Genomic DNA, 20094 nt, shown 5'->3' on the forward strand with positions numbered 1-20094 from the left:
CCCTGCAGATCCCCGTCGGCACCGTCAAAAGCCGCGTCCACAACGCCCTGCGCACCCTCCGCGACACCGCACCCGCCCTCACCGCCGCCTGAGCTGCGCAGACCCCGGTCGCGGGCAAGATCGACCGCGGCGACCCGGCGCGGGTGCGCGCCGTACTACGATGTGCGGCGGTTGACGTGGGAGGGTGTGCAGGTGAGCAGTTGGACTGACGTGATCGCCTATGTCCGCACGCGGTACGAGGTGCTGCAGGAGACGGACAGCTGGCTGCGCTTCCGCCTGGACGCCGAGGACGGGCGCACCCAGCAGGTCGCCGTGCACCACGTGGCCGAGGCCGACGGCCGCGAGTGGCTGGAGATCTCCTCCGCGGTGGGCCGCGCGGACGCGGTCGACCACGCCCGGCTGCTGGAGCTGGCGGGCACCACCCTGGTCGGCGGCGCGGCGATCGCGGACGGCGTGGCCCTGCTCAAGCACACCGTGCCGGTGGCGGACCTGAGCGTGCGCGAGGAGTTCGAGCGCCCCCTGCTCCTCCTCGTGGCCAGCGCCGACGCCTTCGAGCGCGAACTCACCAAGGCCGACGCCTTCTAGGTCGCGTTCGGCGACCCGCACCCTCGTCCCCACCCGGCGCCGCCCCGGCACCACGACGGCCTGCCGCGAGCACGGCGCCCGGTGCGACGACGCACGAGCAGGCAGGGCCCTGCTGGGGAACCTGCTCCAGGCGGCCCCCGGCCGGGTCGAGGCGCGGTGCGTACTGTTGGTCCGGTGAGCACCGCACCCACCGCCGTCGTGACACCGGGTGACCAGTTCGCCCGCGACCTCCCGGAGTTGGCCCTGCCCTGGCAGGCAGCGGACGCACCGGACCCGCGGCTGCTGGTGCTCGACGACGCCCTGGCCGGTGACCTCGGCCTCGACCCCACCTGGCTGCGCACCCCCGGGGGCGTCCGGTTCCTGCTGGGCCTCGACGTCCCCGACGGCGCGAAGCCGGTGGCCCAGGCCTACGCCGGGCACCAGTTCGGCAACTACTCCCCCAGGCTCGGCGACGGTCGGGCGCTGCTGCTCGGGGAGCTGCGCCACCGCGACGGCGACCTGCGCGACCTGCACCTCAAGGGCTCCGGGCGCACCCCCTTCTCCCGCGGCGGCGACGGCTTCGCCGCGGTGGGGCCGATGCTGCGCGAGCACGTGGTCAGCGAGGCGATGCACGCGCTCGGCGTGCCCACCACCCGGTCGCTGGCGGTCGTGGCCACCGGGCGCGAGGTCGTGCGGGAGACCGCGCTGCCGGGCGCGGTGCTCGTCCGGGTCGCGCGCAGCCACCTGCGGGTGGGCAGCTTCCAGTTCGCGCGCGCCACCGACGACCTCGACCTGCTGCGGCGGTTGGCCGACCACGCCATCGCCAGGCACCACCCGCACCTGTCCGATCAGGACGACCGCTACCTGGGGCTGTACCGGGAGGTCGTGTCCGCGCAGGCCCGGCTGGTGGCGCGGTGGATGCTGCTGGGGTTCATCCACGGGGTCATGAACACCGACAACATGACCATCTCGGGTGAGACGATCGACTACGGCCCGTGCGCGTTCCTGGAGGCCTACGACCCGGCCACGGTGTACAGCTCGATCGACCACGGCGGGCGCTACGCCTACGGCAACCAGCCCGCGGTGGCGCAGTGGAACCTGGCCCGCCTGGCCGAGGCCATGCTGCCGCTGTTCGACGACGACCAGGACACCGCGATCGCGGCGGCGGTCGCCGAACTGGAGGGGTTCGCCCCGCGGTACGACGCGGCGTGGGCCGCGGGCATGTGCGCCAAGCTGGGGCTGCCCGCCGCCGAGGAGCACCGCGGGCTCGTCGACGACCTGGTGGCGCTCAAGCAGGACAACCACGTCGACCACACCTCCTTCCACCGGTCGCTCTCGGCCGCCGCGCGCGGTGACCGCGAGCCCGCCCGTTCACTGGTGCTCGACCTCGCGGCGGCGGACGCGTGGTTGGACCGGTGGCTGGCGCTGGACCCGGACGCGGCCGCGATGGACCGGGTGAACCCGGTGTACGTCCCGCGCAACCACCTCGTCGAGGCCGCGCTCGCCGCCGCCGTGGACGGCGACCTGCGCCCGGTGGGCGAGCTGGTGGCCGCGTGCGCCGACCCGTTCACCGAGCGGCCTGGTCTGGACCGGTTCGCCGAGGCGGCGCCGGAGGGATTCGGCACCGGGTACCGCACGTTCTGCGGCACCTGAAACGGCGTCACAAAACAAACGTGAAGGTTCTTCCGATCAACCTCGCGCCGGATCTGCGAACAGTTGAATAACGCCATTATTGGCAGTGCACAAAAGTGGCCGCTTGATCCTGCGCGCGAAACCACGACCCCCTCGACTGTGACACCGTCAGCACATCCGGCCCAGGCAACACCGGGCTACCAGGGCAAGTGCTGGCCCGGTGATGAAAAACCCGGGTGCACACCGCACCCCGGTGACAAGCGCGCGCGAGGCCGACCACGCATTTCACCGGGGCATCGCCTCGCCATTGACAGTTCTGTCGGCGCTGAACCATCCTGACCGAGCCCGCGCGGTGGTAATGGCGCGAGCGGCGGCCGGGAAGCCGATTCAGGCGAATCACGATTCGGAGTCGGGCGACCGGTCGGCGGCCCCGGTGGGCCCCACCGGGCAGGGACCGAGAGGGAACGGCGAACAACGATGGCGACCACGTCCGGCAGGACCCCGCTCCCCGAGGCGCACCGCGGCGCCCGCAGCGGCGAGCGGACCGCCTGATGGCCGACGACATGGCCGACGCGGCCGGGGCCCCGCGCACCGAGGAGCAGTGGCGCGGCTGGCTGGGCGCCTGGTTGGCCGACCTGCTCGCGCGCCCGGTCGAGGCCGCCGAGTTCGACCGGCCGCTGCGCGACTTCGGGGTGTCCTCCCGGTCCGCGACCATGCTCGCCGCGAAGATCAGCGAGGTGGTCGGCGCCGAGCAGCCGAGCACCCTGGTCTGGACCGCCCCCACCATCGCCGACCTGGCGCGCACGCTGGCCTCCGGCGCCCGCCGCCGCGCCCCCGGCACCGCCGCCGGCCCGGGCGCCCCGATCGACCCGGGCGCCCCGATCGCCGTGGTCGGCCTGGCCTGCCGCTTCCCCGGCGCGCCCGACGCCGAGGCCTACTGGGAGCTGCTGACCGGCGGCGCGACCGCCATCGGCCAGGTGCCCGAGGGCCGCTGGGCGCAGTTCGCCGAGGACGCCGACCAGCACGCCCTGCCCACCGCGGGCGGGTTCCTCGACGACGTGGCCGCCTTCGACGCCGAGCACTTCGGCATCAGCCCGCGCGAGGCCGAGGTCATGGACCCGCAGCAGCGGCTGCTGCTGGAGGTGGCCTGGGAGGCCCTGGAGCACGCGGGCATCCCCGCCAGGGACCTGCGCGACACCGAGGCCGGGGTGTTCGTCGGCCTGTCGGCCACCGAGTACGCCCAGCTCACCATGACCGACCTCGACCGGATCGACGCCTGGTCGAGCACCGGCGCCGCGGCGTCGCTGGCGGCCAACCGGCTCTCCTACGCCCTGGGCGTGCACGGGCCGAGCATGACCGTCGACACCGCCTGCTCGTCCTCGCTGGTCGCGGTGCACCTGGCGATGCGGGCGCTGCGCGCGGGCGAGGCGTCCACGGCGCTGGCCGGTGGGGTCAACCTGCTGCTCTCTCCGGGCATCACCGCCAACTTCCACCTCGCGGGCGCGCTGGCCGCCGACGGCCGGTGCAAGCCGTTCGACGCCGCCGCCGACGGCATCGTGCGCGGCGAGGGCTGCGGCGTGGTCGTGCTCAAGCGGCTGGCCGACGCCCAGGCCGACGGCGACCGGGTGCTGGCGGTGCTGCGCGGCAGCGCGGTCAACTCCGACGGCCGCTCCAACGGCATCATGGCCCCGAACCCGCTGGCCCAGGAGCAGCTGCTCGCCCGCGCCTACGCCGACGCCGGGGTGGCCCCCCGCACGGTGGACTACGTCGAGGCGCACGGCACCGGCACGCTGCTGGGCGACCCCATCGAGGCGGGCGCGCTCAGCGCCGTGCTCGGGGACAAGCGCAGGCCCAAGCGGCCGCTGCTGCTCGGGTCGGTCAAGAGCAACCTCGGCCACCTGGAGGGCGCGGCGGGCATCGCCGGGCTGATCAAGGTGGTGCTGGCGATGCGGCACTCGCGCATCCCGCGCAGCCTGCACTTCCACACCCCCAACCCGCACATCGACTTCGCCGCGGGCCCGCTGTCGGTGGTCACCGGCAGCACCGACTGGCCCCGCTACGGCGGTGTCGCGCGGGCGGGGGTCTCGGCGTTCGGCTTCGGCGGCACCAACGCCCACGTGGTGCTGGAGGAGTCGCCGCACACCCGCTACGCCGGGTCCTGGCAGCCCGGCGGCAGGCCCGAGGTCGTGGCGCTGTCGGCCCGCTCCCCCGCGCGGCTGCGGGCCAGGGCCGCGGCGCTGGCCGGGTGGCTCGACGAGCGGCACGACCTCACCGACCTCGCCGCGGCGCTGGTGCACGGCGACGAGCAGGACACCGCGCGCGCGGCGGTCCCCGCCCGCGACCACGCCGAGCTGCGCGAGCGGCTGGCCGCGCTGGCCGCCGGGCACACCGACCGGTCCGTGCACGTCGGCACCGCCACCGCCACCCCGGCCGACCCGGTGTTCGTTTTCTCCGGGCACGGGTCGCAGTGGCCCGCGATGGGCGCCAGGCTGCTGACCGAGGAGCCGGTGTTCGCCGAGGTCGTCGCCGCGGTGGACCCGACCTTCACCGAGGTCGCGGGGGTCTCGCTGACCCACCTGCTCGACGGCACCGCCGACCCGGCCGTGCTGGTGCACCAGCAGCTGGCCCTCTTCGGCGCCCAGGTGGCGCTGGCCGAGCTGTGGCGCGCGCACGGCGTGCGGCCCGCCGCGGTCGTCGGGCACTCGATGGGCGAGGTCGCCGCCGCGGTGGCGGTCGGCGCGCTCGGGGTGGCCGACGGGCTGCGGGTGATGGCCCGCCGCTCGGCGCTGCTCGACGAGGTCAACGCCCAGGGCACCGGCGCGATGGCGGTGGTCGAGCTGACCGCCGGTGAGGTCGACGACCTGGGAGAGCGCTTCCCCGGCGTCGAGGTCGCGGTGTACGCCTCGCCCACCCAGTGCACCGTCAGCGGTCCCGCGGACCAGGTGGCCGCCCTGGTGGCGCACGTGGAGGGCCGCGGCGGGCTGGCGCGCGCGCTGGCGGTGACCGGCGCGGGCCACTCCGCGGCGGTGGACCCGGTGCTCGACCGGTTCCGCGCCGCGCTGGGCGAGCTGAGCCCCGGCGAGCCCACCACCGCCTGGTACTCCAGCGTGCTCGACGACCCGCGCGCCGTCCCCGCCTTCGACACCGAGTACTGGGTGGCGAACCTGCGCAGGCCGGTGCGGTTCACCCAGGCGCTCGCCGCCGCGCTGCGCGACGGGCACCGCACCTTCGTCGAGGTCTCCCCGCACCCGGTCGCCGGGGTCGCGGTGGAGCAGACCGCGACCGCGCTCGGGCTGGGCGACACCACCGTGGTGGCGTCGCTGCGCCGCGACCGCGACGGCCGCTCGGACGGGTTCGCCGCCGCGCTGGCCGCCGTGCACGTGCTCGGGCACCCGACCGCGCTGCGCCGCCGCTACCCCGACCGCGTCGTCACCGACCTGCCCCCGCACACCTGGCAGCACCGCAGGCACTGGGTGCGCACCAGCCCCGCGGGCGCGTCCCGCGCGGGCCACCCGCTGCTGGGCGAGCGGGTCGCCGTCCCGGGCGGCGAGCAGGGCCTGTGGCGCGGCGCGGTGGGCGCGGCCGCGCAGCCGTGGCTGGCCGACCACACCGCGCACGGCGTGCCGGTGCTGCCCGCGGCCGCGTTCGTGGACCTGATGCTGGCCGCCGCGCGCGGGCAGGACCCGCGGTCGGCGCCGGAACTGCGCGACGTGGTGCTGCACCGGTTGCTGCCGATCACCGACGGCACCGAGGTCTCGGTCAGCGCCACCCCGGAACGCTGGGGCGGGGCGCGGCTGAGCGTGCACGCCCGCCGCGGTGCCGAGTGGACGCTCTACGCCGAGGCCACGGCTTCGCCCGCGGGTGACGAGGCGCCCTCGCCGCTGCCGGAGGCGGGGGGCGAGGCGCTGGACCTGTACGCGGCGCTGGAGTCGCTGGGGCAGGCGCACGGGCAGGCGTTCCGCGTGCTGCGCGACGTGCGGGCGGGCGCCGACACCGCCCGGGCCGAGGTCGACCCGCTCGACGGCGTGCCCAAGTCCGGCTTCGCCCTGCACCCGGTGCTCGGCGAGGCGATGCTGCACGTGCTCGCCACCGCCGCGGGCCTGGGGGACAAGGCCACCCGCGCGGTGCGCATCGCCCGCGTCCGCCCCTGCGGCGACCTGCGCCGGGCCGCGTCGGTGGTCGCCGCGGACGGCCGGGTCAGCGCGCTCGACGCGGACGGCGGTGTGCTCGCGGAGGTGCACGGGGTGGAGTTCGCCCCGTTCTCCCGCGCCGAGGTCCCCTTCCCGCCCGAGCGCTTGGCCTACGAGGCGCGCTGGGTGCCCACCGACCTGCCCGCGGCCGAGGCGCGGCCCGGTCGCCGCTGGCTCGTGCTGCACACCGCGGACGCCGTGACCACCGCGCAGCACGTCGCCGACGGGCTTGCCGCGCACGGCGAGGAGGGCGGAGTGCTGCCCCTGCCGCCGCACGAGAGCTTCGCCGCGGCACTGGCCGAGCGCGGTGGGGTCGACGGGGTGGACGGCGTCGTGCTGCTCGCCGGTGCCGCCGACACCCCCGCCGAGGCCCAGGCGCTCGTCATCGCCGTGGCCGACACCGTGCGCGCCGCCGCCGCGGCCGGGCGCTCCCCCCGCCTGTGGCTGGCCACCGACCGGGCCGCCTCGGTCGGGCCCGACGAGGCCGGGCAGCCCGGACCGGCGGCGCTGCGCGGCATCGCCCGGGTGCTCGCCTTCGAGCACCCCGAGCTGCGGGCGACCTGGGTCGACCACGACGCCGAGGTCGACGACCTGGTGCGCGAGCTGGTGGCCGACGACGACGCCGACGAGGTCGCCTGGCGCTCCGGGCGCAGGCACACCCGGGCGCTGGCCAGGGCCGACCTGACCCCCTCGGCCACCGCGGCGCCGGTGGTGCGCGAGGGCGCCTACCTGATCACCGGTGGTCTCGGCGGGCTCGGCCTGGTGGCCGCCCGCTGGCTGGCCGAGCGCGGCGCCACCCGGCTCGTGCTCACCGGCCGCCGCGCGCCCAACCCCGAGGCGCTGGCGGTGATCACCGCCCTGCGCGGCACCGGGGTCGACGTCGAGGTCGTCAGCGGCGACGTCGCCGACCCGGGGGTCGCCGCTGAGGTCGTGCGCCGCGGCGTCGAGGGCGGGGAGGTGCTGCGCGGGGTCCTGCACGCCGCCGGTGTGCTCGCCGACGGCGCCGTGCTGTCGCTGGCCGCCGAGGACGTGGCCGCGGCGTGGCGGGCCAAGGCCGAGGGCGCGCTGCGGCTGCACGAGGCGTGCGCGGGCCACGAGCTCGACTGGTGGCTGGCCTACTCCTCGGCCGCGGGCCTGCTGGGCTCGCCCGGCCAGGCCGCCTACGCCACCGCGAACGCCTGGCTGGACGCGTTCACCGCCTGGCGGCGCGGGCAGGGCCTGCCCGCCGCCACCGTGCAGTGGGGCGCGTGGGCCGAGACCGGCGGCGCGTCCGGGACGCGCAACCCGGTGCTGGAGCCGATGCCGACCGACGAGGCCATGGCCGCGCTGGAGGCGGTGCTGGCCGCGGGCCGCGGCGCCACCGGGGTGACCAGGATGGACGCCGCCGCGGTGCTGGAGCTGTTCCCGCGGCTGGCCGAGCGGCCGTTCTTCGCGCTGGTGGCCGCGCAGCGCCCCGGCTCGGCGGAGGCGCCCTGGGCGGGGGCCGACGACCTTCGCACGCTGGCCGCCGACGACCCGGCGCGGGCCCGCGCGGTGGTGCGCGAGCACGTGGTGGCGGTGGTCGCGGAGATGATGGGCATGGACCCGGACCTGCTCCCGCACGACGCCCCGCTGACCTCGCTGGGCCTGGACTCGCTGCTGGCCATGCGCGCCCGCGGCGCCATCGAGCGCGACTTCGGGCTCACCCTGCCGCTGCCGCTGCTGCTGCGCGGGGCGAGCCTGGCCGAGCTGGCCGACCACCTCGCCGGGGAGCTGGGCGCCGCCCCCGCCACCGGCGCCGAGGTCGCCACCGGGCCCGGCACCCGCGACCTGGCCGAGCGGTGGGTCGCGCTGGTGTGGAAGCGGGTGCTCGGCGCCAAGCAGGTCCCGGTGGACGTGCCGTTCGAGGCCGCGGGCGGGGACGCCGCCGCGGCGGCCGCGGTGCTCGCGGCCGTGTCCGAGGAGCTGGGCCGGGCGGTGGCGGCCGAGGAGCTGTTCGCCGTGCCGACGATCGCGGGCATGGCCGACGTGGTGCGCGCCGAGCTGGAGGGCGCGGGCGGCGGCCCGGTGCTGTTCCTCGGCGGCACCGAGGGCGCGCCGCCGCTGTTCCTGTTCCACGCCGCGGGCAGCCCGACCGCGGTGTACCGGCCCATGGTGCGCCTGATCGACGCCGAGGTCGCCTGCTACGGCATGGAGCGCACCGACGACCACCTCACCGTCGAGGAGAAGGTCGCGCACTACGTCGAGCTGATCAGGCAGCGCCAGCCGCACGGCCCGTACCGCCTCGGCGGGTGGTCCTTCGGGGGGTTGCAGGCCTTCGAGGCCGCGCGCCAGCTGACCGCCGCGGGCGAGCGGGTGGAGGTGCTGTTCCTGGTCGACACCATCATCCCGCTGCGCAAGACCGAGGCGCCCGACGAGGAGTTCCTGCGGACCAGGCTCACGCTGTTCATCGAGCACATCGAGCAGACCTACCAGGTGGACCTGGGGCTGCCGGAGTCCGAGTGGTCGCACCTGGACGAGGACGCCCAGCAGGCACTGGTGATGAGCAGGCTGCGCGACCGGGTCTCGGCGATGGGCGACGCGGTGCTGGAGCACCAGCGCACGTCCTACCTGGACGCGCGCATCGCCGAGCGCTACACCCCCCGCCCCTACCCCGACCGCGTGGTGCTGTTCCGCGCCAAGGACCCGCACCCGCTCACCACCACCCTCGACCCCCGGTACCTGCGCACCGACGACGCGCTGGGCTGGGACGAGTTCTGCGCTGACCTGGAGGTCGTCAAGGTCAGCGGGGACCACATCACCATCATCGACCCGCCGCACGTGGAGGTCGTCGCCGATCGGATCGCGGCGATGCTGCGCGGGACGGGCACGACCGGCCCGACGAAATGAGGAACCCGATGCGGCGCGCCCGCAAAGCCCTGTCCCTGACCGCCTTGGCGGCGGCGCTCACCGCCACCGCGGTGGTCTCCACCAACTCCGCCCAGGCCGCACCCACCCCACCGGTGGCCGACGACGGGGCCAAGGTCGTCTCCCAGGTCCAGGTCGACAGCAGGATGATCGACCTGACCATCCAGTCCCCCGCGCTCGGCGAGCAGGCCAAGGTGCGGGTCATCACCCCCAACGGGTGGGTGCAGGGTGACGGCAGGTCCTGGCCCGTGCTGTGGCTGCTGCACGGCTGCTGCGACTCCGCGGACTACCTCGCCTGGACCAAGTTCACCGACGTCGAGCAGTTCATGGCCGACAAGCCGGCCATCGTCGTCATGCCCAGCGCAGGCAAGATCGGCATGTACAGCGACTGGTGGAACTACGGCCTGTCGACCAAGCCCAACTGGCGCAAGTTCCACATGGAGGAGGTCAAGCAGATCCTCGAGCGCGGCTACGGCGCCACCGGCCGCAAGTCGATGGCGGGGCTGTCCATGGGCGCCTACGGCGCGCTGGAGTACGGCACCCGCTACCCCACCGAGTTCGGCGCGATCGCGGCCTACAGCGGCGCCCCGGACGTGCAGGCCCCCGGCCTGCCCGAGGTCACCCAGGCGAACATGGTCCTGCAGGGCTTCCCCATCTGGGGCGTGCTCTGGGGCGACCCGTGGAGCCAGCGGGCCCGCTGGACCGACCACAACCCGGCCGCCAAGGTGGAGAAGCTGCGCGGGATCAAGCTGTTCATCTCCTCCGGCAACGGCGACCTCGGCCCGCTGGACCCGGACGGCTCCGGCATCGTCGGCGGGCTGCTGGAGAGCCAGTCGCTGAACAACTCCAAGTCCTTCGTGGACAAGCTGAACAAGGCGGGCATCCCGGTCACCACCGACTTCTACGCCCCCGGCACGCACTCCTGGCCGTACTGGCAGCAGGAGCTCAAGAAGTCCTGGCCCATGCTGGCCAGCGGCATGGGGCTCTGAGCCACCCCTCCGCCGCCACCCACCCCCTCGTCCCACGGCACCGTCCCGACCCGGCACCGCGGCTCACCCGACACGCGCGCCAGCCCGCGTCGGGTGGGCCGCGGGCCGACGACCGGACAGCACAACCGACAGCACAGCAGGAAGAAGGCACGCCATGACATCGACCCACGGGCAGTTGAGCCGGGTTCCGGACTCCGTGGCGGGTGGGGACACCTCCCTGCCCGCCGCGCTGGCCAGGTGGGCGCGCACCCAGGGCGACGAGCGCGCGGTCGCCTACCTCGACTACCGGGTCAACCCCGACGGCGAGCTGACCGCGCTGACCTGGCGCGAGCTCGACGCGCGGGTGGACGCGGTGGCGGCGTGGTGCCAGAAGCGGGCCGACCGGGGTGACCGGGCGGCGGTGCTGGTGGAGCAGGGCACCGACTACGTGGTGGCCTTCCTCGGCGCGCTGCGCGCCGGGCTGGTCGCGGTGCCGCTGTTCGAGCCCAACCCGCTGCCCGGCCACGCCGACCGGCTGGCCGCCGTGCTCGCCGACTGCGACCCGGAGCTGGTGCTGACCACCCGGGCGCACGCCGACGCGGTGGAGGCGTTCCTCGACGAGCGCGACCTGGCCGGGCCGCTGCTCATCGCCGTCGACGTGGTGCCGCCCGCCGAGGACGGCCCCGACCCGGTCGAGCTGGCCCCCGACGACGTGGCCTACCTGCAGTACACCTCCGGGTCCACCCGCACCCCGGCGGGCGTGGTGATCACCCACGGCAACGTGGTGGCCAACGCCGCGCAGGGCTACGAGGCCTACGGCTGCGAGCAGGGCAGCACCACCTCGGTGTGCTGGCTGCCGCTGTTCCACGACATGGGCCTGGTGGTCGGCCTGGCCACCCCGGTGCTGGGCGGCTTCCCGGCGCTGCTGCTGGACCCGATCGCGTTCGTGGTGCGCCCGCAGCGCTGGCTGGAGGCCATCTCCTCCACCCCGGGACCGGCGGTGTCGGCGGCGCCGAACTTCGCCTACGGCTACGTGGCCTCGCGCACCAGCGAGGAGGAGCGCGCCGCGCTGCGCCTGGACCACGTGGTGTCGCTGGGCGACGGGTCGGAGCCGGTGCTGTCGAAGACGCTGGACACCTTCTACGCCAAGTTCGCCCCCAACGGCCTCGACCGCAGCGCGCACCGGCACACCTACGGCCTGGCCGAGGCGGTGGTGATGGTGTCGGTGTCGCCGCTGGGCGTCGCCCCGCGCGAGGTCACCGTGGACCGCGCCCGGCTGGCCGAGGGCGAGGCGGTGCTGGTCGAGGACGGCACCGTGCTGGTCTCGGCGGGCCGCGGCGCGGGCGGGCAGCACGTGCGCATCGCGGACCCGACCACGGGCGCGGCGCTGCCCGACGGCCGGGTGGGCGAGATCTGGGCCAGCGGGCCGAACGTCGGCCAGGGCTACTGGGGCAAGGAGGACTCCTACGAGGTCTTCGAGGCCCAGCTGGTCAACCCCGACGGCAGCACCGTCGACCCCGGCTTCGGCCGCAAGGGCTGGCTGCGCACCGGCGACCTCGGCGTGCAGCTCGACGGCGACCTGTTCATCGCGGGCCGGATCAAGGACCTGATCATCGTCGACGGCACCAACCACTACCCGCAGGACATCGAGCACACCGTCGAGCACGCGCACCCGGCGATCCGCAGGCACACCGTGGCCGCGTTCTCGGTGCCGGGCGAGACCGGTGAGCTGGCCGTGGTCGTGGCCGAGCGGGCCAAGCACGTCTCGGCCGAGGAGCTCGACATCGCCGAGGTCGCCGCCGCGGTGAAGTCGGCGGTGTCCGGCGAGCACGCGCTGGCCGTGCACGAGGTGATCGTCCTCGGGCCGGGCGAGGTGCCGCGCACCTCCAGCGGCAAGATCCAGCGCTCGGCGTGCCGGGCCCGCTACGCCGAGGGCACCCTCGGGTCGGGGGCCTGACCGCCGTGGCCGACAGCGACCGCGACACCGGGGTGGTCGACCCCGGGTCCTACCAGGACGACCGCCCCGCGGTCGCCGCGCAGGCGCCCGGTGGGCCGCGGGCCGTGCCCGCGTTCGCCGCGGGGCCGGTGTGCGGCGTCGCGGTCGCCGTCGGCCTCGTGCTGCTCGCCGTGGCGGGGCAGTTCGGCTACTTCGGCGACGAGCTGTACTTCGTCGCCACCGGCAAGTACCAGTGGGCCTGGGGCTACGCCGACAACCCGTGGCTGCTGCCGTGGCTGGCGGCCAGGGTGGACGCGCTGTTCCCCGGCTCCTGGTTCGCGCTGCGGGTCATCCCGCTGCTGATGACCTCGGCGGGCGTCGTGGTGGCCGGGCTCATCGCCCGCGAGTTCGGCGGCGGGCGCAAGGCGCAGGTGATCACCGCAGCGGCGTACGCGCTGTCGTGGCAGATCCTGGCCTCCGGGCACGTGCTCGCCACGTCCACCGTGGACCCGTTCCTGTGGGTCGTGGTGGGCTGGCTGGTGGTGCGCTGGGCGCGCACCCGCTCGGACTGGGCGCTGGTGTGGGCCGGGGTCGTCACCGCGATCGCGATGCAGGGCAAGTTCCTCATCGCGTTCTTCTGGATCGGGATCGTCGTGGGGGCCCTGGCCGTCGGGCCGCGCGGGCTGCTGCGGCGGCCCGCGCTGTGGGTGGCCGGGGTCATCACGGTGGCGGTGACCATCCCCACGCTGGTCTGGCAGGTCGACAACGACTGGCCGTACCTGCTCATGCAGCAGGTCATCAAGGAGCAGAACGACCGGCTGCTGGGCGGCACGCTGGGCACGATCCCGCTGGCGGTGGTGATGGCGGGGCTGCCCATCGGCGCCTTCCTGCTCTGCCACGGGCTCTACCAGCTGCTGCGGGCGCCGGACCTGCGGCCGTACCGGTTCCTCGGCGTCGCCGTCGTGGTCGTCACGGTGGTCATCCTGGTCGCGGCCAACCGGTACTACTACGTGGCCGGGATGTACCCGCTGGTGTTCGCCGCCTCGGCGGTGAAGGTCGAGCAGGGCGCGATCGCGCGGTGGTGGCGGTGGGTGCCGACGTGGCCGGTGTTCGCCCTGTCGGTGCCGATCGCGGTCTACCTGACGCTGCCGGTGCGGCCCGCGGACGGGTTCACCGGGGTGGACCTGGTGGACTTCCAGGCCAGCGGTAGCCTGGGCTGGCCGGACCTGGCCGACCAGACCGCCGAGGTCTACCGGGGGCTGCCGTCGCGGGCGGACACCGTGGTCATGGGCGACAGCTACTGGCAGGCCAGCGCCCTGGACTACTACGGGCGCGAGCGCGGGCTGCCCGCGGCATACGGGCCCGAGCGCGGCTACTGGTTCACCGGCAGGCCCGCCGACAGCACCCGCCAGGTCGTCTACGTCGGCGGCGACGAGAAGTGGCTCACCCAGTTCTTCGGGCGGGTCGAGCGGGTGGGCGCGGTGACGCTGCCGCAGACCACCGCCAAGACCGCGAACCAGGGCGTGCCGATCTACGTGCTCAACGACCCGGTCGCCCCGTGGCCGGAACTGTGGAACCGCATGCACCGACCCTGACGGCGGGTACGCCGATACCAGGGGACTTCGCCGCCGGAATTGCGACCAGGCAACTCCGGCGGCGAAGCCGTGCCCGTTCCCGGGTGCGTGCGCGAAAGACCCGGAAAATCACGGGACACCTGTGAAGTGCACCACAGCCTTTCCGCCCCAGCTCATCCGCCATTCGGCCACCCAGGGTGATCCACTGTCGTCCGAACAGCCCCATGCGGCCACCCGTTCAGCCCAATACCAAAGGTGAAACGCGTTCTACTTTGGTTGTGCCAACAATTCCCGCAGGCGCCCGCAAATGCACCGTGATCAGGGGTGACAAAGTGGTACGCGGTCCCGCTGGAAACATTCACACCTCCGGGCACTTGTCCTGGTGATCAGTCGACTGCAAGACTTCTCCCGCATTCGAGAAAGCGTTTCCACACCGCTGTGGATTCCGACGAAAGGACACCACCATGCTGAGCCACCTCCTCGCGAACCTGGCCCTGCTGCTCGGCCAGCTGGTCTGACGCAGGTCCCCCGTCCTGGAGCAGGACACCCCGCGAGGCGGGCCGCACCCCCGGTGCGGCCCGCCTCGCGCGTTCCCGCCCCCCGCCCTCCCGGGCGCGTGTCGGGAACCAGCCAGGGCCTGTGCTAGCTTCACCGGGCCCACAGGGGAACCCGGTGCGAAGCCGGGACTGACGCGCAGCGGTGTGGACCGCCCCTCGGGGCGTTCCGAGTCCGAATGCCTGCGGGCACACCACCCGGCAGTCGGGCTCCGCGCTTCGAGCCCCTGAGGTGAAGGACCTCGTGTGCGCACAGCACGTCCGGGGGCCGCGCTCGGCGCCGCCCTCCTGCTCTCCCTCGCCGCGTGCAGCGGCGCCGCCCCCGCGCCGTCCGGCTCGGGCACGTCCCTGGCCAATTGCGGCCGCACCGTCACCGTGGCCGAACCACCGCGCCGCGCGGTCGCGCTGAACCAGGGCAGCGCGGAGATCCTGCTCTCGCTGGGCCTCGCCGACCGCATGGTCGGCACCGCCACCTGGACCGACCCCGTGCTGCCGGAGCTGGCCGAGGCCAACGCCCGGGTGCCCAGGCTGGCCGACGACAACCCCTCGTTCGAGCGCGTGCTCGCCGCCGAACCCGACTTCGTGGCGGCCTCGTTCGAGTCGACCCTCGGCACCGGCGGCGTGGCGAGCCGCGACCAGTTCGAGCGGCTGGGCGTGCCGACCTACCTGTCCCCCACCGACTGCGGCGGCAAGGACAACAGCGGCGACGGCGACGGCGTGCGCTCCACCCCGCTGACGATGGACGACGTGTACCGGGAGGTGCGCGACCTCGCGGCGCTGTTCGCCGTGCGCGAGCGCGGCGAGGAGTTGGTGCGCGGCCTCCAGCAGCGGATCACCGCCGCCACCGCGGGCCTGGACGCCTCGGGCACCGACCTCCTCTACTGGTTCGCCAACTCCGAGTCGCCCTACCTCGCGGGCTGCTGCGGCTCCCCCGGCGTGATCACCCGGGCGCTGGGCGCGCGCAACGCCTTCGACGACACCCGGGCGGAGTGGCCGCAGATCACCTGGGAGACCGTCGCCGAGCGCGACCCGGACGTCATCGTGCTCGGCGACCTGACCCGCAGGTCGCAGACCGCCGAGACCGGCGACGCCAAGATCGCGTTCCTGGAGGGCAACCCCGTCACCGCGCAGCTGCGGGCGGTGCGGCAGAAGCGGTACGTGCGCCTCAGCGGGCAGGCGCTCAACCCCACCATCCGCACCGCGGACGGGGTCGAGCAGGTCGCGCGGGCTCTGCGGGGCTTCGGGCCGCTCGGGTGAGGACGGCTCCGACGACACCGACGGCACAGACTTCACCGACGGCACAGTCGGCGCGGACGACGTGGACGGCACGGACGGCGCCGCGGCGCGCGCTGGTCCACCTCGCCGGGCTGGTGCTGCTGGTCGCCTCGATCGCCGTGGCGATCACCCTCGGCCCGGCCACCATCGGCGTCGGGGACGTCTGGCGCACCGTCCTGGCGCACCTGGGCCGCGGCGAGGCGGTGCTGTCCCCGATCCGCGACGGCATCGTCTGGCACCTGCGCCTGCCCCGCACGCTGCTCGCCGCGGTGTGCGGGGCGGGGCTGGCCGTGTGCGGGGTCGTCTTGCAATCGCTGCTGCGCAACCCGCTGGCGGACCCGTTCGTGCTCGGCGTCTCCAGCGGCGCGTCCACCGGGGCGGTGCTGGTGGTGGTGCTGGGCATCGGCGGCGGGGCGGTCTCGCTGCCCGCCGGGGCCTTCGCCGGGGCCGTGGTGGCCTTCGGGCTGGTGCTCGCGCTCAGCCACCTGCTCGGCGGCCAGCTCGACCGGGTGGTGCTGTGCGGGGTGGCGGCGATGCAGCTGTTCTCCGCGCTGACCTCGTTCATCGTGCTCACCGCCGCCGACGCGGAGACCACCAGGGGCGTGCTGTTCTGGCTGCTCGGGTCGCTCTCCGGCGCCTCGTGGTCGCAGGTCGGCGTCGGCGCGGTCGCGCTGGTCGTGGCGCTGGTGGTGTGCCTGGGCCACGGGCGCACCCTGGACGCGTTCGCCTTCGGGGAGGACGCCGCCGCCGCGCTGGGCGTGCGGGTCGCCCGCACCCGGGTCGTGCTGCTGTGCGTGACGGCGCTGCTCACCGCGGTGCTGGTCAGCTCGTCGGGGGCCATCGGGTTCGTCGGCCTGGTGCTCCCGCACGCCGCGCGCGCCCTCGTCGGTTCCGGGCACTCCCGGCTGCTGCCCGCCGCGGCGCTGGCGGGGGCGGTGTTCCTGGTGTGGGTGGACACCCTGGCCCGCACGGTGCTCGACCCCCAGGAGGTGCCGGTGGGCGTGCTGACCTCGCTGATCGGCGTCCCCGCGTTCGTGCTGGTCCTCTACCGCACCCGGAGCAGGCGATGACCCTGGCCGCCGACCGGGTCTCCCGCACCGCGGGCGGCCACCTCCTGCTCGACGGGGTCACCCTCGTCTGCGCCCCCGGGTCCACCACGGGCCTGCTCGGGCCCAACGGCGCGGGCAAGTCGACCCTGCTGCGCGTGCTCGCGGGCATCCTGCCCGCCAGCTCCGGCGTGGTCACCCTCGACGGGGCGCCCGTGGCCGACGTGCCCCGCCGCGAGGTGGCCCGCCGCGTCGCCGTCGTCGAGCAGCACGCCGACACCCAGGTCGACCTGTCCGTGCTGGACGTGGTGCGCCTGGGCCGCATCCCGCACCGGCGCGCCTGGGCCGCCCCCACTGCCGACGACGAGGCCGCCGTCCGCTCCGCAGTCGAGGCGACCGGCCTGGCCGACCGGGTGCACCAGTCCTGGCACACCCTCTCCGGCGGCGAGCGCCAGCGGGTGCAGCTGGCCCGCGCCCTGGCCCAGCGGCCGCGCGAGCTGCTGCTCGACGAACCCACCAACCACCTCGACATCGCCCACCAGCTCGACCTGCTCGCCCTGGTCGCCGCGCTCCCGCTGACCGCGGTGCTCGCCCTGCACGACCTCAACCTGGCCGCGGTGTTCTGCGACCACCTGGTCGTCCTGCGCGGCGGTGCCGTGGTGGCCGCGGGGCCGCCGCCGGAGGTGTTGACCGAGGAGCTGATCGCGGACGTCTACGGGGTGCGGGCCGTGGTGGCGGCGGTCGACGGGCACCCGCACGTGCGCTTCCTGCCCCCGGCGTGAGTCCTGTTCCAGCGCAGGCCCAGGTGTCGAGCGCCCAGCCGGGAGCGGGTCCGCGTGGGAGCATCCAGGGGTGGTCGACATCGAGGTCGTGCTGGGCGACATCACCGAGCAGGACGTGGACGCCCTCGCGACGGCGGCCAACGAGTCCCTGATGGGCGGTGGCGGGGTGGACGGCGCCGTGCACCGCGCCGCCGGGCCCCGGTTGGCCAGGGCCGGGGCCCAGCTGGCGCCCTGCCCGCCCGGGGAGGCCGTGGCCACCCCCGCGTTCGACCTGCCGGTGGGGCACGTCATCCACACCGTCGGGCCGGTCTGGCAGGGCGGCGGGCACGGCGAGGCCGACCTGCTCGCCTCCTGCTAACGGCGCACCCTGGCGGTCGCGGACGACCTCGGGGCCCGCTCGGTGGCCATCCCCGCCATCGCGACGGGCGTCTACGGCTACCCGGCCGACCAGGCCGCCCGGATCGCCGTCGACACTATCAGGTCCACCGCCACGCGGGTCGAGCGGGTGCTGCTCGTCGCCTTCGACGAGGCGGCGGCGGGGCACCTGCGAGCGGCGCTGGGCTGATCAACCGGCCAGCACGTGCTCGACGAAGCGCGCCGCGATCAGGTGGTGGGTCTCGGCGTCGGGGTGCAGCCGGTCGGGCAGGGGGTGCGCCTCGGCGTCGTCCGGGCCGTAGAGCAGCAGGCCGTCGACGTAGGACAGGTTCGGGTCCGCCGCTGACCGCTGCCGCACGACGGCGGCCAGGTCCTCCCTCATCACCCGCAGGGTGAGGCGACCGGCGCGCACCTCGGCGGGGTCGCCGGTCGCGCGGAACAGCACGGCGCCGTCGACGAACTCCGGCACGCCGGGCCCGGGGGTGTCCTCGTGGATCGGGCAGTGCAGGGCGGAGACCACCACGACCGGGGTCGTCGGGTGCCCCTCGCGCAGGGTGTCGAGGAAGCCGTGCACCGCAGGGGCGAACGCCCGGCGGCGCATGAGGTCGGCGTTGGCGATGTTGATGCCGAGCTTGAGGGTGATCAGGTCGGCGGGGGTGTCGCGCATGGCCCGCGCGGTGAACGGGTCGAGCAGGGCGCTGCCGCTGAACCCCAGGTTGACCAGGTCGAGGCCCGCGCGCGCGGCGGCCAGCGCGGGCCAGGTGCGGGTGGGGCTGGTGGCGTTGGTGCCGTGGCTGATCGAACTGCCGTGGTGCAACCACGTCCGCCGCTCGCGGGGGGCTTCGCGCACGGGGGCATCCGCGCGCAGGGCGACGATGACGGTGGTTTCGTTGTGCGGCAACCACAGTTCGACCCGCTTGCGCCCCGCGGGCAGCCCGTCGAACCGGATGGTGCCTGCCTCGCCGGGGATGGTGCGGCGCTCACCGGTCACCATGTCGATCGACAGGACGTTGCCGCCCGAGACGGATCGCTGCGCGACCAACTGGCCGTCGACGACGAGGTCGTAGACGCCGTCCGGCCGCGGCGGCGCACCGACGTAGGCCATGACCGTGCGCAACGCCTCCAGTTCCAGGGCGGTGGCCTCGGTGTCGAAGACCAACCGCACACCGGAGGGCTGCGACTCCGCCATGCGCAACTGCTCGTCGTCGACCTGCTCGCGCGCCCGGGCGGGCAGGCGGTGCGGCAGCAGCCCGCGCTCCGTCCACTCCAGATCGAGGGCTCCTCGCACGAGCCCGGCGGAGATCGTCTGCTCGGTCAGCGTCGGTTGGTCCACGCCACCACCCTGCCACCCCCGTTCGTGGACGGCGCCTGGCACTCGACTGGCCGGGGTGGGCAGCTGCTGCTGTGATGGGGCGGGCGTCGACGGCCCGAGCGGGCTCGGCGCGGGCGCAGCCAGGGGGGACATCGGTGGGTGGGCTCGGCTTCCTCGCGGCGGTGGTGTCCGCCGCGCTCTCCAGCGCCGCCACCCTCGTCCAAGCGCGGGGCGCCCGGGGTGGGCGGGCGGCGGGCGCGCTGGTGTACGCGGCCGGGCTGACCCTCGACCTGCTCGGCTGGGTGATGTCGGCGGTCGCCCTGCGCTACCTGCCCGTCTTCGCCGTCCAGTCCATCACCGCGAGCCAGGTCGCGCTGACCGTCGTGGGCGCCCACCTGCTCGGCACCACCCGCGCCCGCCCGGGGCACCTCGTCGCCGCCCTGCTCAGCGCCGCCGCCCTGGGCGTGCTCGCCGCGGGCGGGCAGACCGGGGGCTCCGCCGCTGCCCCGGACGTGGTCGACTACGTCATCGTCGTCGGCGGTGCCGCCCTGCTCGTGGCCACCCCCTTCGCCCTGCGCCCCCGAGGCGCCCTGGCCCGCGCCACCATCGCGGGCCTCGCCTTCGGCGGCGTCCCCGTCGCCGTCCGCGCCCTCCACGAACGGCCCGCGGGCATCGCGGACCTGCTCCACCAACCCGCCGCGTACGCCATCCCCGTCCTGGCGGGCTTGGGCGCGGTGATGTTCGCCCTGGCCCTGCGCCGCGGCAGTCCCGGCTCCGTGGCCGCCGTCGTCGTCGGCATCGAGGTCCTGGCCCCCGGCCTGCTCGGCATGGCCCTCCTGGGCGACACCCTCCGCCCCGGCTGGGCACTGCCCACCGCCCTCGCCGCCGCGGTCGCCCTCACGACCCTCGTTGTCCTCGGCCGCGCCCAGGACAACGCCAACAAGCGCGACCACCCTCCACTCGGCCTGGTGGAGCAGCACCCCACCACGCCTTAAACATC

Annotated in this window: 11 protein-coding genes, 1 pseudogene and 1 riboswitch; of the genes and pseudogenes, 11 read left to right on the top strand and 1 reads right to left on the bottom strand. The window is 75.1% G+C overall.

What is annotated here, in order from left to right; genetic code table 11:
- The first annotated feature begins 192 nt into the window (after positions 1 to 192).
- The 10 genes and pseudogenes from BJP25_RS12620 (at position 193) to BJP25_RS12665 (ending at position 17972) form a co-directional block, all read left to right on the top strand.
- Positions 193 to 585, top strand: a complete 393-nt coding sequence (locus BJP25_RS12620; RefSeq protein ID WP_075975103.1) for a hypothetical protein — start codon at positions 193 to 195, stop codon at positions 583 to 585.
- A 174-nt stretch (positions 586 to 759) separates the two neighbouring features.
- Positions 760 to 2217 (top strand): protein adenylyltransferase SelO, encoded by a 1458-nt coding sequence (locus BJP25_RS12625; RefSeq protein WP_075975054.1) that lies wholly within the window; start codon positions 760 to 762, stop codon positions 2215 to 2217.
- 530 nt (positions 2218 to 2747) lie between these two features.
- Complete coding sequence (locus BJP25_RS12630; protein ID WP_233158043.1) at positions 2748 to 9254, top strand: type I polyketide synthase; 6507 nt, start codon at positions 2748 to 2750, stop codon at positions 9252 to 9254.
- 8 nt (positions 9255 to 9262) lie between these two features.
- Positions 9263 to 10261: an alpha/beta hydrolase gene (locus BJP25_RS12635; RefSeq protein ID WP_075975055.1), complete on the top strand. Its 999-nt coding sequence runs from the start codon at positions 9263 to 9265 to the stop codon at positions 10259 to 10261.
- 154 nt (positions 10262 to 10415) lie between these two features.
- Positions 10416 to 12197, top strand: a complete 1782-nt coding sequence (locus tag BJP25_RS12640) for a fatty acyl-AMP ligase (protein ID WP_075975056.1) — start codon at positions 10416 to 10418, stop codon at positions 12195 to 12197.
- A 5-nt stretch (positions 12198 to 12202) separates the two neighbouring features.
- Positions 12203 to 13771 carry an ArnT family glycosyltransferase gene (locus BJP25_RS12645; protein ID WP_143219037.1) on the top strand — a complete coding sequence of 523 codons (1569 nt, stop codon included), beginning with the start codon at positions 12203 to 12205 and terminating at the stop codon, positions 13769 to 13771.
- 614 nt (positions 13772 to 14385) lie between these two features.
- Positions 14386 to 14495, top strand: a riboswitch (cobalamin riboswitch).
- Positions 14496 to 14550: 55 nt separating this feature from the next.
- Positions 14551 to 15561 (top strand): ABC transporter substrate-binding protein, encoded by a 1011-nt coding sequence (locus tag BJP25_RS12650; RefSeq protein ID WP_075975057.1) that lies wholly within the window; start codon positions 14551 to 14553, stop codon positions 15559 to 15561.
- 113 nt (positions 15562 to 15674) lie between these two features.
- A complete protein-coding gene (locus BJP25_RS12655) occupies positions 15675 to 16649 on the top strand; it encodes a FecCD family ABC transporter permease (RefSeq protein ID WP_456318645.1) in 975 nt (324 codons plus the stop codon).
- A complete protein-coding gene (locus BJP25_RS12660) occupies positions 16646 to 17407 on the top strand; it encodes an ABC transporter ATP-binding protein (protein ID WP_075975058.1) in 762 nt (253 codons plus the stop codon). The genes BJP25_RS12655 and BJP25_RS12660 overlap by 4 nt, the downstream gene beginning before the upstream one ends.
- A gap of 115 nt (positions 17408 to 17522) precedes the next feature.
- Positions 17523 to 17972: pseudogene (locus BJP25_RS12665) on the top strand (macro domain-containing protein).
- Here BJP25_RS12665 and BJP25_RS12670 read toward each other — a convergent pair.
- Positions 17973 to 19100, bottom strand: a complete 1128-nt coding sequence (locus BJP25_RS12670) for a GDSL-type esterase/lipase family protein (protein WP_408607144.1) — start codon at positions 19098 to 19100, stop codon at positions 17973 to 17975. It lies immediately after the preceding pseudogene.
- A gap of 149 nt (positions 19101 to 19249) precedes the next feature.
- Here BJP25_RS12670 and BJP25_RS12675 point away from each other — a divergent pair, with 149 nt between their 5' ends.
- On the top strand, positions 19250 to 20089 hold the full coding sequence (locus tag BJP25_RS12675; protein WP_075975060.1) for a hypothetical protein: 840 nt from the start codon (positions 19250 to 19252) through the stop codon (positions 20087 to 20089).
- Positions 20090 to 20094: the final 5 nt, after the last annotated feature.

The organism is Actinokineospora bangkokensis (assembly GCF_001940455.1).
In the GTDB taxonomy this organism is placed as follows: domain Bacteria; phylum Actinomycetota; class Actinomycetes; order Mycobacteriales; family Pseudonocardiaceae; genus Actinokineospora; species Actinokineospora bangkokensis.